The 12,115-nt window shown below is 62.5% G+C and carries 14 protein-coding genes; 2 read left to right on the top strand and 12 right to left on the bottom strand.

The window, feature by feature from the left end; translation table 11 throughout:
• From RAK1035_RS10340 to RAK1035_RS10315, 6 genes are all read right to left on the bottom strand, one after another.
• Positions 1–327: a rod-binding protein gene (locus tag RAK1035_RS10340; RefSeq protein WP_008279916.1), complete on the bottom strand. Its 327-nt coding sequence runs from the start codon at positions 325–327 to the stop codon at positions 1–3.
• Between the two features lie 13 nt (positions 328–340).
• Positions 341–1,453, bottom strand: a complete 1,113-nt coding sequence (locus tag RAK1035_RS10335) for a flagellar basal body P-ring protein FlgI (RefSeq protein WP_037297111.1) — start codon at positions 1,451–1,453, stop codon at positions 341–343.
• Between the two features lie 11 nt (positions 1,454–1,464).
• Positions 1,465–2,130, bottom strand: a complete 666-nt coding sequence (locus tag RAK1035_RS10330; protein WP_008279914.1) for a flagellar basal body L-ring protein FlgH — start codon at positions 2,128–2,130, stop codon at positions 1,465–1,467.
• An 8-nt stretch (positions 2,131–2,138) separates the two neighbouring features.
• Positions 2,139–2,927 carry a flagellar basal-body rod protein FlgG gene (flgG, locus tag RAK1035_RS10325; RefSeq protein WP_008279913.1) on the bottom strand — a complete coding sequence of 263 codons (789 nt, stop codon included), beginning with the start codon at positions 2,925–2,927 and terminating at the stop codon, positions 2,139–2,141.
• Positions 2,928–3,054: 127 nt separating this feature from the next.
• Positions 3,055–3,690, bottom strand: coding sequence for a hypothetical protein (locus RAK1035_RS10320; RefSeq protein ID WP_008279912.1), 636 nt, complete (start codon positions 3,688–3,690; stop codon positions 3,055–3,057).
• Positions 3,691–4,068 (bottom strand): hypothetical protein, encoded by a 378-nt coding sequence (locus tag RAK1035_RS10315; RefSeq protein WP_050775728.1) that lies wholly within the window; start codon positions 4,066–4,068, stop codon positions 3,691–3,693.
• A 161-nt stretch (positions 4,069–4,229) separates the two neighbouring features.
• Between RAK1035_RS10315 and RAK1035_RS10310 the strand changes: the two genes are divergently transcribed.
• The gene (locus tag RAK1035_RS10310; RefSeq protein WP_157132389.1) at positions 4,230–4,688 is read left to right on the top strand and encodes a hypothetical protein; all 459 of its coding nucleotides are present in this window, start codon (positions 4,230–4,232) and stop codon (positions 4,686–4,688) included.
• Positions 4,689–4,743: 55 nt separating this feature from the next.
• Positions 4,744–4,890: a hypothetical protein gene (locus RAK1035_RS20180; RefSeq protein ID WP_008279909.1), complete on the top strand. Its 147-nt coding sequence runs from the start codon at positions 4,744–4,746 to the stop codon at positions 4,888–4,890.
• 18 nt (positions 4,891–4,908) lie between these two features.
• Here RAK1035_RS20180 and RAK1035_RS10305 read toward each other — a convergent pair whose 3' ends face one another.
• From RAK1035_RS10305 to RAK1035_RS10280, 6 genes are all read right to left on the bottom strand, one after another.
• Positions 4,909–5,130, bottom strand: coding sequence for a hypothetical protein (locus tag RAK1035_RS10305; protein WP_008279908.1), 222 nt, complete (start codon positions 5,128–5,130; stop codon positions 4,909–4,911).
• A complete protein-coding gene (locus RAK1035_RS10300) occupies positions 5,130–5,459 on the bottom strand; it encodes a hypothetical protein (RefSeq protein WP_008279907.1) in 330 nt (109 codons plus the stop codon). Before RAK1035_RS10300 ends, RAK1035_RS10305 begins: the two co-directional genes overlap by 1 nt.
• Positions 5,456–5,854: a flagellar export chaperone FliS gene (locus RAK1035_RS10295; RefSeq protein WP_008279906.1), complete on the bottom strand. Its 399-nt coding sequence runs from the start codon at positions 5,852–5,854 to the stop codon at positions 5,456–5,458. The genes RAK1035_RS10300 and RAK1035_RS10295 overlap by 4 nt, the downstream gene beginning before the upstream one ends.
• Before the next feature lie 96 nt (positions 5,855–5,950).
• Entirely contained in the window at positions 5,951–9,682 is a 3,732-nt protein-coding gene (locus tag RAK1035_RS10290; protein ID WP_008279905.1) for a chemotaxis protein CheW, read from the bottom strand.
• Positions 9,683–9,716: 34 nt separating this feature from the next.
• Positions 9,717–10,121: a response regulator gene (locus RAK1035_RS10285; protein ID WP_037273780.1), complete on the bottom strand. Its 405-nt coding sequence runs from the start codon at positions 10,119–10,121 to the stop codon at positions 9,717–9,719.
• A gap of 67 nt (positions 10,122–10,188) precedes the next feature.
• Complete coding sequence (locus RAK1035_RS10280; protein WP_050775727.1) at positions 10,189–11,994, bottom strand: methyl-accepting chemotaxis protein; 1,806 nt, start codon at positions 11,992–11,994, stop codon at positions 10,189–10,191.
• Positions 11,995–12,115: the final 121 nt, after the last annotated feature.

Genomic DNA, 12,115 nt, shown 5'->3' with positions numbered 1-12,115 from the left:
TTACTCCTGAACCCCACCCAGATGGGCGGAAAACTGGCGATAAATTGCCTCTGATAGGCCCAGACCCGAACGCCCGGCCCCGACTTCGGTCAGCGTGCTGTCAAGCAAGGATTGAGCGGTCTGGGTCGCAGAACTTTCCGTCAACGAATCTCCAAACGACGCAGCGCGCCCCGATTGTAGGATCTGATTGAGAAAAAGCGCCTCGAACCCCTCTGCCGCGCCACGCAGCCGATCCTCGTCGCGCGTGGCTTTGGCGGAAATGCGGTCATCCGAGAGGCTGGCGGTCTGGCGCGCGTCAAACGCTGTGGCAAGCGGGGGCAGGGTCATGGCGGCGCGCTCCTCAGATCACGATCAGTTCGGCGCGCAGCGCACCCGCACGGTGCAGCGCCTCAAGAATAGCCACCAGATCAGCGGCACTTGCCCCCACGGCATTGATCGCATCAACCAGCGAAGCCAGCGACACACCGGGATCGAAAACGAAGGCGGGATTGTTTTCCTGTTCCACGTCAATCTGTGTGTCCGGTGTCACCACGGCATTGCCCGGCACCACCACGCCCCCATCCTGACCATTGACCACCGTCGCGGCCTGATCGACGTTGAAATCCTCGTTCACCCGCACGGTCAGCGACCCATGCGACACGGCGGCGGGCGTCACCCGCACCATGCCACCGATCACCACCGTGCCGGTGCGCGCATTGACGATGACTTGGGCAGGCGGCGCAGCGGGATCGACCTCGATATCCTGCAAAAGCCCCATGAACGGCACCCGCGCCGCCGGATCGGCAGGCGCACGCACCCGCACCGAACTGCCGTCAAAGGCCACGGCCACGCCATCGCCGAATTGCGCATTGATCGCATCGGCCACATTGCTCGCGGTCGAGAAATCCGGGCGATTAAGATTCAGCACGAAATATTCGGTTTCGAGAAACGACGTCTCGACCATACGCTCAACCGTGGCACCGCGCGGCACCCGGCCCACGGTGGGCACATTGACCACGACAGACGAGCCGTCACCGCCCTGCACCCCCAGACCGCCAACCACCATATTGCCTTGGGCGATGGCGTAAACCTCGCCATCGGCCCCCATCAGCGGCGTCATCAAGAGGGTGCCACCTTGCAACGACTTGGCCTTGCCAGCGGTCGAGACCGTCACATCCAGCACTTGACCGGGCTTGAGAAACGGCGGCAATTCCGCCGTCACCATCACCGCAGCCGCATTCTTGGCATCCAGATCATTGGTCCCCACCTCCAGCCCGAGGCGCGAGATGATGGATTGCATGGATTGCCGCGTCAGCCCCGAATTGCCATCGCCCGAGCCATTGAGGCCCACGACCAGGCCATAGCCCACCAACGGGTTTGACCGCACCCCGGCCACATCGGCAAGATCCTTGAGCCGGTCCGCCAGCGCCGCCCCCGGCACAAGGCACACGAGCAACAGCAGAAACCGCAGCATACCCGCGCCCATCATAGCGGTGACACGGTTTCAAAGGCGCGGCGCAGCCAGCCTTGTTTGGCTGTATCGGCCACGTCACCGGCCCCGACATATTTGATCTCGGCATGGGCGATCCGGTCCGAGCGCACGACGTTATCAGCGGAGATATCGGTAGGCCGCACAACACCGCGCAGACGGATATATTCCTGACCGTTGTTCAGCGTCAGTTGTTTTTGCCCGATGATTTCCAGATTCCCACCCGGCAGCACCCGCACCACCGAAACCGACACCCGGCCGGTCAGCGAATTGGACTGCGTGGCATTGCCCCGCCCGGCATAGCTGCGGGTGGTGCCGCTGGTCAGGCGCCCATCGTCAAAGCCAAAGGACAGAACGTCAGGCAAATCCAGCTCGAAACTGTCGGTCTTGCTTGATCCCGCGGCCTGCGATTTGCTGGCGGCGAACCGTTCCGAGAATTCGACCGTCAGGATGTCGCCCACGGCACGCGCGCGCCGGTCGGCCACGAAAAGACCGTTGGAATATCCGGCATAGATCGAACCGGTGGGCATCAGGCGCGATTGCTGCACCTCTTCGACCGGATAAACCGGTGCGTAAAGCTCCGATTCCGCTTCCTCGATCTTGGTGGAGCAGCCCGCCAGCGCGATCAGCGCGGCGGCGGTGCAGGTGAAACGGCGCATCATGGTCCCCTTCAGAGGTTGTTGGCGAGATAGCTCATCATCTCGTCCGAGGCCGAGATGGAGCGGGAATTGATTTCATAGGCGCGCTGCGCTTCGATCATTTCGACCAGCTCTTGCACCACATTGACATTCGAGGTTTCAAGCGCGCCCTGAACCAGATCGCCCATGCCATCCTCAAGCGGATTGCCCACAACCGGTGCGCCGCTGGCGGTGCTCTCGACCACAAAGGTCTCGCCCACCGGCTCTAGCCCGCGCGGGTTGGCGAATTGCGCAAGGGTCAACTGCCCCACCTCTTCGGCCTCGACCGCATCGGGCAGGGTCACGCTGATGATGCCATCGCGGGAAATGCTGATGCTGGTGGCCTCGGGGGGGATCTGGATTTCGGGCTGCACGACATAACCGCTCGATGTGGTCAGCACGCCATCGGCATTCTGGGAAAACGTGCCGTTGCGGGTATAGCCGATCCGCCCGTCGGGCATCAGCACCTGAAAGAACCCCTTGCCGTCAATCGCAAGATCAAGCGCGTTGTCGGTCGTGGTCAGGCTGCCTTGGGTATACATCTTTTCGGTGCTGACAAGGCGCACACCCGTGCCCAACGTGGTGGGCGCGGTCTGTTCAGTGGCTTCCGAGGTTTGCGCTCCCGCCGGACGCAGCGTCTGATAGAGCAACGTTTCGAAATTGGCGCGGTCGCGCTTGAATCCGGTGGTGTTGACGTTGGCCAGGTTGTTGGAAATCACCTGAATGCGGGCCTGCTGGGCGTTCAGCCCGGTTTTGGCCACATGCATCACGTTCGAGGACATCGGCGCTGCCTTTCCTGAGGTCTCTGTTCGATCTCAGTCTGCAAGCCGCGTGCCAGCCCAATCAGGTCTTACGACCAATGCCTCGGCAATTTTAGCCCCATGTTCGAAAAATGCAGCCTCGGGCCGTTCAAGGCACAGGCCTGCACGCCTCGGGGCGCGCCTCGGCGGGCATGTCTGCGCACCATTTGACAAATTCTGCGCCTGCGCGTTCCTGCACCGCCAACCGTGCCTTTGGCTCCAGATCGGCCATCGCCACCTCGCGCAGCGCCACGGCACCCGGCTCTTCAAACGCGGCCCCAAGGGTGAACCACAGCGCCGCCTCGTCCATCTTCGCGGGCGTGCGCAACTGCGCCTCAACCCGGCCAATCGCCGCGAATTGCCCCGGCACGCCGTCCCTGGCCCGCGCGCTCAGATCGGCAATCAGCCGGTCGGCCAGACGGGCGCGCGCCGCCTCTGTCAGCCGCCCCAGCAACAGGTCGCTGACCTCCATCGCCCGCATCTCGCCCGCAAGACGGGCGCGCCACGCCCAATAGGCCGCCGCCTGATCATCCTGCGGCACGCCCTGCCCGCGCGCCAGCATCACCGCCAGATTGACCTGCGCCGCGCGGTGCCCGGCCTGTGCCAGATCCGCGAAAATCGCCACAGCAGCGCCCGCCTGCCCATCCTGAGCCAAGGCCACGGCGCGACCGAAATCCGGCGTGGACCCGGCCATCGCCGCCGCACCACATAGCCAGAGCGCAGAGACCAGCAGAACGCGCCGCATCTATTTGCCCGCCATCATCACGAGTTGCAGATACATCATGCGCCGCCGCTCGCCATCGGGGCGCTGCTCATAGACCACCAAGCGATGCCGCTGCGTCGGGGTCATTTCCACCTCGATACTGACCGCCTCGGGCAAATGAATGTCGTGCTGTGCAAGCAGCGCTTTGGGATCGGCCAAGAGGGCAGTGCTGAACGCGCGATCAATCCAGCTGCGCGCCAAGGCCCGCCCAAGGATTTCCGGCAAATGCCGCTCGACCAGTGAAATGTCATGCAGATTGGTGCTTCGCCGCACCAGAGGAAAGGCATCCGGTGTCTGGCCCGGTGTGGCCTGTCCCGCAGCCCGGCGCAGAATCCTGAATTTCGACAAGGCGCCCGCCACTCTGCCCACTCCTTTTGGTTCCTTTGCGTCGCTCGGGCGACACGGCCCCACGCAATCACAACGACAGAAAAGACCGCCAGTTTAGCGCCGCTTGGCGCGATCCTTGCTCTTTGCCTTACATGACCCGGATTTCGCCTCGCCAACCGCTGATTGTCTTTGCCGTGACTGCAAGTCTCGGGCCAATCGCGCTTGGTTTGGCCAGTCTCTGGATCCTGAACCAGACGCCTGCGGTGCCACAGCCCACAGCGGCACCCGCGCCCGCATCAGAGGCCCCCACAGGGCCAGAGCCGCGCCGCTATCTGCCGCTCAGCCTGCCTGTGACGGTGTCGCTGCCCGAGGGTGGCGGCACGCTCAGCATCGGCTTGGGCGTTGCCCTGCGCGAGGCAGGCAGTCTTGAACTTATGGCGCGACTGGCTGATCGCCAGCAAGAGGCGCAGGCCGAATTGGCCGATGTCATGCTGCGCGCCGCCGAAAGCCTGCCTGCCGATACACGCCTTGCAGCGCTGCGCGACAGCCTGCCTGAAACCCTGCAAGAGGCGATGAACGCCCGGTTGATCGCCATGGGCGAAGAGCCCGCCATTCTTGAGGTTCTGATCCTCGACTGGGCCCATGCCCCGTGATTGGCAGACTTCTTGCAGCCCGAAAACAAATACCAAGCCCGAGAAAGGACATCCCATGATCGCCATGCGCCAGACCTTCATACCCGCCCCCGGCACCGATCCGCACAAGGTGGGCGTGGAACTCGTTCTTTGTGATGAACATGGCGAACCCCGGCGTCAGCATGTCTGGGGTTTGGTGCGGCTTCTGCGTCGCCTCTGCTGAGGGCGTGCCGGGTTTTCTTTAGCGCTGATGCCGCAGATGATGCCGCAGGCGCAGCGCAAAGCCCAGAGTTCCAAAACCACAGATTGCCCAGCCGATCAACAGAGGTGCCGGCATCAACCCCGCCACCGCCGTAGCCCATCCGGGTTGCAGGTAGAGCCCGGCAATCAACGCGCCCGCAATTGTCAGAAACATGCGCAGCCGCAGACAGGTGCCGCAGGCCGTTTCAGACGCAATCGCCATCAGCGCGGCCCCACCTTGCGGTCGCAGTTCAGATAGACCAGATTGGCCCGCCCCTGCCCTGCCCGCCGCGCCGCCTTGGCCGATAACACATCGGCGGTGCGACGCACGGCATCCAGCGCCTCGGCCAGGATCGCGATGCGGTCCTGCGCGCCATCCTCTGCGAGAGAGGCACCACCAACCAAGGCAATGACTGCGCAGCGCAGGGCATGATCCGCACGCGATACCGCCGCGTGATCGCCCGTCTCGGCTGCTGCGACAAGCGCGGTCGTCAAGTTACGGATCTGATCGCCAAGAAGGCTATAGGTCATCTGTTGTACCACACGTGTCATACCGCCTGCGCCTTGACCTGAGATCCGATCTGTTGCCAGGCGTCCAGAATATCGCCCATGGCGGCGGCGGCCTCGGTCAGGCGCGCGCCCTCCTCGCCCCGAAGACCTTTGAGCACGTGGAACCGTGCAAATTCGTACAGCTGGAACAAATCCCCTGCCAGATCGCCACCCGCCTCGAAATCAAGGCTCGATTGCAGGATGTAAATCGCCGTCAATACCCGATTGACGTGATCAGAGGGCAATGGGCGCGCCTCTTGTTGGGTGCGCGCCAAGACACCAAGCGAGCGGTTGAGTTCGCGCAGCGTGACAAAAACGATGTCATAGGGGTCGGTGGCCGCCTCCTGCACGAGGGTCTCGGCCTGACGGTAACGGGAACGGGCGAAGGCGAAACTCATCGAAACTTCCTTTGACATGATTGCCAGATCTGTTTTTCAAAACGGCAAAATGCGTCAGGATGTTAGCCCCGGTGGCATGACCACCGGGGCAGAGTTTCACGCGGCCACGCTCGCTGTGCGCGTATCGCCCGAAACCAAGGCGCTGACGGCCACAACCATGCCCACTTCGCCCCCCGACAGGACGGCGATACCGCTCATGTCGCGCATCCCCGACAAAACGCCCTGCAACGGACGCAGCATCACAAGCTGCTGCCCCAAGAGTTCGTCCACCGGAATGGCGATGCGGGTTTCGTTGCTGCTCAAAATCACATAGAGCCGTGCACCCCGCGCCGCCTCGGGCGCCTCTGGCATCAGCGGATGCACCGGCACCAGCGCGCCCTCGTCGATGTTGAGCATCCGCGTTGCCCCAGAGGCCGACACAGGCAAAAGCCGGTCGGTCTGAAGGATGCGGTGAATCGTGTCCACAGGCAGCACATAGCGCACATGCCCCACTCGGACGACCATGCCATCGAGGACAATCATATGCTGCGGCACGCGCAGATGGAACCGCACCCCGGCCCCAGCGGGCAGGCTGACGCGGCGCAGCGCACCCTTTTTGCGCGCCATCTCATCGGCCAGCGCAGCATAGGCGGGGGCTGTCGCAGCCTCGGGGCTGTTATCGGTCAGCTCGACGCGCACGTGATCGCTTTCGGCCTCGACCGAGATATGAAACCGCGAGGCAGGGTATTCTCCCGCCAGTCGCAGATTGACCAGGGTCTTGAGCGGGCCGCGCAATTCCTCGATCAACATTTGGTCGAGCATTGCATCGCCGCCCACATAGGTGACAGTTGCATCGACCCCGATCTTGCGCGAGCGTGTGGCGACATAGGCCTTGAGCGGACGCAACAGCACCTCGGCCGGGCGCGACCGCTGCGCCACGCTTTCTTGTTGCAGATGTGACAGCTCTGTAGAGAGTTGCGCACCGGACTCGCTGATTTCCTGAAGCCGCAGATGATGCTGCTCCAAACGGTCGCGCAGGACAGAGCGCACACGCTGCTCCAACTCACCCACCCCGGCGACGCGCAGCGCCTCCAGCACATCCTGCACCAGATCAACCGAGGCCAGCTGCGTCAATTCATGCTCAAGCTGCGCATGGCTGGCGGAAATCGCCCCCACCGCCTCGAGCAACGCGAGGCTGTCGCCAACATCCGACATCGGGATCAGGTCGAGCGTGTCCGGTTCGACGGCATCGCTTTCAGATGCCTCACTTACCCGCAACGCCCGCGCCATCATCAGGCGCGCGCCAGTTGGGTCGAGCATGGCAAGCCGCTCGACCATCCGATCTTCTTCCAACGTCGAGGCGACGAGGAAATCAAACAGGGTCGCCTTATCCAAGAACACCGTCACGTTGGTGATCATGCGGACGACGCCGGTGGTAATCCACTCAAGAAAGCCCTGCGCCAGCGCGTCATCATCATTCAGATCGGCGCGCAAAACGTAGAAATGCAAGCCTTCCTTGATCGCCTCATGGGCGGTCTTGACGCTCTCGGGCGACATCACGCGGTGGAATTCCGGTGGCAGGCCCAACCGCGTCTCGATGCTCTTGGCGGTCATCACGCCACTGGCTACGAAACAGGCGTTGGTCGCCTCTTCAAACATCTTTTCGATCCGCGACGTATCGGGCGTATCGCCCTGATCCAGCGCATCGAACACCAGTTCCATCGTATCGATGAACCCGCGCCCCATCTGGAGCAGGATCACATCTGGTGCCTTTTGATCAACGCGCACCCGCGCGAATAGATCAATCAGCGCCATCGTCAGTTGCGACGCGGTGTCGATCCGATAGTTCAAACAGGCGAAATGAACCTGCCGCATCAACGTGTCGAAGGCCGGGAACCAATTGGCCTCTGCCTCGCCACCGCGCGCCTCCAGACCCCTGCGCAGGCTTTGCAGCGTCTCAAAGATATGATCGGCGCACCACATGCTCAAAAGCTTGCTTGGTGCCATTCTCTCGGCATCGAAGACCGAGGCGGGCAGGCTGCGCTCGACGCTGACCAATTCCTCATACAGCGCCAGTTCCGCCGCACGGTAAGCCTGGCCTGCAGGCTCTTGCGACAGCCTATGGGCGCTATCGACCAGCCGCACATAGCCGCGTGGCGCGGCCAGATCGGCAATCCGTTCCGCCAAATCGCGCCGCTCGTCCATGGTGCAGGGCGTTTGGCCCGCCATCCGTATGCCTTGGTCGGAAATCAGCGGATAAAGCTCTGCAACCGCGTTGAAGAACGCGCGGCCATCGCTGATCGCATCGACCGGCTCAGGCGTGGGCGTGGGGATGTGACCGGACGTGAAATCCTTGGCATAACGGGCCCGCAGCGCGGCGACATGGCCGTCGGCGTCGGGGCGGCTCATGCCTGTGGCGTCGGCTATCGGGTCCAGCAGCGCAACCCAGTCTGCCAAATACAATTGCCGCGCGGCATAGCGCAGGCCATCCGCTTCTTTGCGCAAAGTGGCTGGGCTTGTCGCCTCTGACCAATCCGAGCAAAGCGCGTCTAGTTTCTCGAGCGTCTTGGCCACCATATCGGCAAAGATTTGATGATACGTCGGGTCTGCCCGCAGCTTGCCTTCAGTGATTTCGACAACGGGTTTGGGCCGTGCTTTGGTTTTCTTTTGCGGCGCAGCCTCGGGTTCAGGGGCGGCCGCAACCTCGGGTTCAGGCTCTGGCTCAGGGGCCGCAACCGGGGCCGGCGCTGGCATTGGCTGTGCCTCTGGGGCGGGCATGTCCATCGCTTCAGGCTCGGCGCTCTCTCCGCCCAACAGGCGACGCATCGCCTTGCTCAGATCGCGGGTTGCGGTAAGGTCCGGGGCATCTGCATCTAGAAACGGTCCCAACAGGGCCAGCCAATCGGCAAGGTTCAATTGCCCGGCCGCATAGTGCAGGTTATCCGCTTGTTTGCGCGCAGCACGTGGGCTGCTGTCCTCGGCCCAATCCGCAAGCAGAGCGTCAAGCCCGTCGCACGCCTTGACGGCCATATCGTTGAAAATCTTGTGATGCTCCGGGTCAGGTGCCAAGAGCTTGCCTTCTGTAACCTCGGCTACGGTCTTGACCTGCGGTGCGGGCTCAGGCTCGGGCTCCGCCTCCAGCTCTGGCTCCAGCTCGGGCTCAACGTCAGGCTCTTCCTCGGCCTCTGCCTCGGGGGCTAGATCTTGGTCAAACTCCGGCTCGTCATCGTCACCTTCGAATTCGTCGAAATCCGCGCCATCGCCGCCATCCAATTGATCCAGCAACCCCGCCAGACCCATATCAAAGGCCGGAACCTTGGGTTTGGGTGCGGGCGCGGGTGGAGCGGCTTCCGGCTCTTCTTGCACGTCAGCGGGCGTCGGCGCTGCCTCATTCTGCGGCTCGGCGGCCTTGTCCTCAGACGGGGCCGCGGGTGCCTCGGCCTCGCGCCCTGTCAGCCGCCCGATCATCGCGCGCAAATCCTGTTTCAGCCCCGCCGTCGGTTCCGGCTCTACATCGGCGCGGGTGTCGGCGGTTTCTTCCAGCATCCCGCGCAGCGCATCGCCGGTGCGCATCAGGATGTCGGTGATCTCACCACTCATCGGCACGCCTTCATCGCGCACCAGCCCGATCAGATCCTCGGCCAGATGCGCCAGCCCCTCGACCTGGGCCAGTCCCAGCACGCGCGAGTTGCCCTTGAAGGTATGGACAGCCCGGAACAGAGCGCCGATATGCGCGCCCATATCGCCTGCGCCCCCTTCAAGGGCATCGAGCGCCGCTTCCATAGCGTCAAGGGACTGCGCGCCGTCATCGGCATACAGCATCCAGATTTCGTCCATCTCGTCCATCATGGTGTCACCCGCCCAGTGGGTTGCATTCCGGCCCTTAGGCCCCGACCAGCGCCCGCATTACGCGCGTCAATTCGTCTCCGGTCTTTTCCTCGAGGTCATGCGACACCGTGCCAGAGGGCTTGGAAACCACCCCATCCGCCCCCAGTTCGCGCGCCTTGGCAGCCAAGGGCGACCCCTGCACCGTCACCGAGGACAGCATGCAGATTTTGGCCCGCGTCTTGAGCTTGGCGTGACGCAGAAATTCCAACCCGTCCATCACCGGCATCTCGATATCGAGCAGGATCAGGTCAAGGTCCGGAAGATCCGGCAACTTGTCCAGCGCCTCTTGCCCATTGGCGGCCTGTGCCACAAGTTTGAAATCCTTGCGGGATTTCAGAAAGCTGGAGATGTAGAGCCGCATCATTGCGGCATCGTCCACCACCATTACATTGTAAACCATCGTCATTACTCCGAATTATCTGGAATTGCGCGGGAATGAGGCGGCACCGGGCCGCCCCCCGCTTGCCTCAGAAGCCGTGAAAGCCGCGTGCGTCGAGATCAAGCGATCCGCCGCCGTTCAGACGCCCGTTGGGCTTGCCGCTCATCATCGCCTGAATCTGCGCCATCATCTCGGGCGTCAGACCGTTGAAGCCCCCCATCGGCATAGCCGCAGCCGTGCGACGCAGCTTGAAGCGGCCGATTTCCTCTTTCATCTGCTGGGTGGCCGCACTCATCTCGGCGGCTCCGGCAGCAAGCTCATCCGCCTGTTGGCTGGAATCGAGCGCGGATTTGGCGATTTCGGTCATAGCCATCGAAATCTGCGCCACGCCGCGTGACTGTTCCGCGCCAGAGCGATCAATCTCTTCGACGATTTCCTTGACCTGCGTGATCTGCTGGGAAATGCCGGTGAAGGCTTCGGATGTCTCATCCGCAATGCGCACACCCGCATTCACCCGGTTCGACGCATCCTCGATCAGATCCGAGGTCTCGCGCGCTGCTTTGGCAGAGCGCCCGGCGAGGTTGCGCACCTCTTGTGCCACCACCGCAAAGCCGCGCCCGTGCTGCCCAGCCCGCGCCGCCTCGACCGCCGCATTCAGCGCCAAAAGGTTGGTCTGGAACGCAATCTCGTCGATCACTTTGATGATCTTGGCAATGTCCTGAGACGAGGTCTTGATGCCATGCATGGCGGTGACCATGTCCTTGATCTTGGCGGCACCCTGATCGGCCAGGCCCACGGCGCTGCCCACGAATTTCGACGCTTTCTGTGTCGACTCGGCGTTGGCGCGCACCTGCTGGTCTGTCTGGTTGACCGACGCAGACACCTCTTCGACCGAGGCCGAGGCGACCTGTGAATTGGTCGAGAGCGTCTGGCTCGAATGGGCCACCTGAGTGACCGTTGTCGCCACCTGATCCACCTGCTCTGCAATCACCGCAAAGGCACTGTTGAGGCTGCCAAACGCCTGTTCGAAAGACTCGATCACACTGCGGTATTCACCCTTGAACTTGGACAGGTCGGCCTGCACGTCAAGATTGCCCGCAACAATGGAATCCGACAGCGTGCGGATTTCAGCAACGACCCCCCGGAAGTTGCCGCGTACCTTCTCGATGATGGTGTTGAGGAACACCTTCTTGCGCGGCATCTGCGGGAAGGGCGCATCGAAATTACCTTCGCCGAACTCTTCAAAGACACCCATCGCCAGCTTCTTGGTCTCGATATGCGCCAGCACCATAGCATTGAGCATCTCTGCCGCCTTGCGGACCTCTGCCTTGTCAAAGGTGTTGCTGTCGATGAAGACATCGATATCGCCCGCATCATGCGCCGCGGCCATTTTTTCCATCTCGGACAGCAGAAGCCGGAATTGATCCAGCGTGCGGTCATTCTCGGCCGTGACGCGCTTGATCTCGGTCACGTCACGCCATTCCACCAGCACGAATTGCGTGCCGCGCTCGACGCCCGGCACGGGCGTCGCGGTGAACTCCAGAGAGATGCCTCCGACGGTAAACGCCCCCTCGTGCGGACCTGTCATGTTGTCCATGATACGCCGCTGGTAATGCGGGTTCTTGTGGAACACATCGACATTCTTGCCGATGATGTCGCGCGCCCGGAAATTCGGCAGATCGCACCGGATGTCATTCTCGATCCGCTCGAACATCTGGAACCCGGTTTCGTTGCAGTAGAGGATGTTGTAATCCTCATCCGCAACCATGATGGGATTGCCAAGCGAGGCCAACAGCGTGGTGGCCACAACGCGCTTCGAGAAATCCATTTCTTTCATATCGTCCATGGTGTCGTTGGCCTTGGGTTTGCTGTCGCGCGGGGATTGCGAGGTCATTTGTTCTTTCCTTTCGGTGTCGCCGGCGGGCTGGTCCGGCGCGGGCTGGGGGGAGGATGTCTCCGTCGTCGGCGTTGCGGCCGACCGGGACGTGAAAACAAGGTCCGGATCGGTCTCCGGG

Source organism: Roseovarius sp. AK1035 (genome assembly GCF_003288315.1).
Classification (GTDB): Bacteria; Pseudomonadota; Alphaproteobacteria; order Rhodobacterales; family Rhodobacteraceae; genus Roseovarius; species Roseovarius mucosus_A.
Note: the sequence above shows the minus strand (reverse complement) of the source record. Positions and strands in the feature narration are given on the sequence as shown.

Excerpts from the sequence above, each read along its gene's own strand:
- RAK1035_RS10340 (WP_008279916.1), bottom strand. The coding sequence starts at position 327 with ATGACCCTGCCCCCGCTTGCCACAGCGTTTGACGCGCGCCAGACCGCC.
- RAK1035_RS10335 (WP_037297111.1), bottom strand. The coding sequence starts at position 1,453 with ATGCTGCGGTTTCTGCTGTTGCTCGTGTGCCTTGTGCCGGGGGCGGCG.
- RAK1035_RS10330 (WP_008279914.1), bottom strand. The coding sequence starts at position 2,130 with ATGATGCGCCGTTTCACCTGCACCGCCGCCGCGCTGATCGCGCTGGCG.
- flgG (WP_008279913.1), bottom strand. The coding sequence starts at position 2,927 with ATGTCCTCGAACGTGATGCATGTGGCCAAAACCGGGCTGAACGCCCAG.
- RAK1035_RS10320 (WP_008279912.1), bottom strand. The coding sequence starts at position 3,690 with ATGCGGCGCGTTCTGCTGGTCTCTGCGCTCTGGCTATGTGGTGCGGCG.
- RAK1035_RS20180 (WP_008279909.1), top strand. The coding sequence starts at position 4,744 with ATGATCGCCATGCGCCAGACCTTCATACCCGCCCCCGGCACCGATCCG.
- RAK1035_RS10305 (WP_008279908.1), bottom strand. The coding sequence starts at position 5,130 with ATGGCGATTGCGTCTGAAACGGCCTGCGGCACCTGTCTGCGGCTGCGC.
- RAK1035_RS10300 (WP_008279907.1), bottom strand. The coding sequence starts at position 5,459 with ATGACACGTGTGGTACAACAGATGACCTATAGCCTTCTTGGCGATCAG.
- RAK1035_RS10295 (WP_008279906.1), bottom strand. The coding sequence starts at position 5,854 with ATGAGTTTCGCCTTCGCCCGTTCCCGTTACCGTCAGGCCGAGACCCTC.
- RAK1035_RS10290 (WP_008279905.1), bottom strand. The coding sequence starts at position 9,682 with ATGATGGACGAGATGGACGAAATCTGGATGCTGTATGCCGATGACGGC.
- RAK1035_RS10285 (WP_037273780.1), bottom strand. The coding sequence starts at position 10,121 with ATGGTTTACAATGTAATGGTGGTGGACGATGCCGCAATGATGCGGCTC.
- RAK1035_RS10280 (WP_050775727.1), bottom strand. The coding sequence starts at position 11,994 with ATGACCTCGCAATCCCCGCGCGACAGCAAACCCAAGGCCAACGACACC.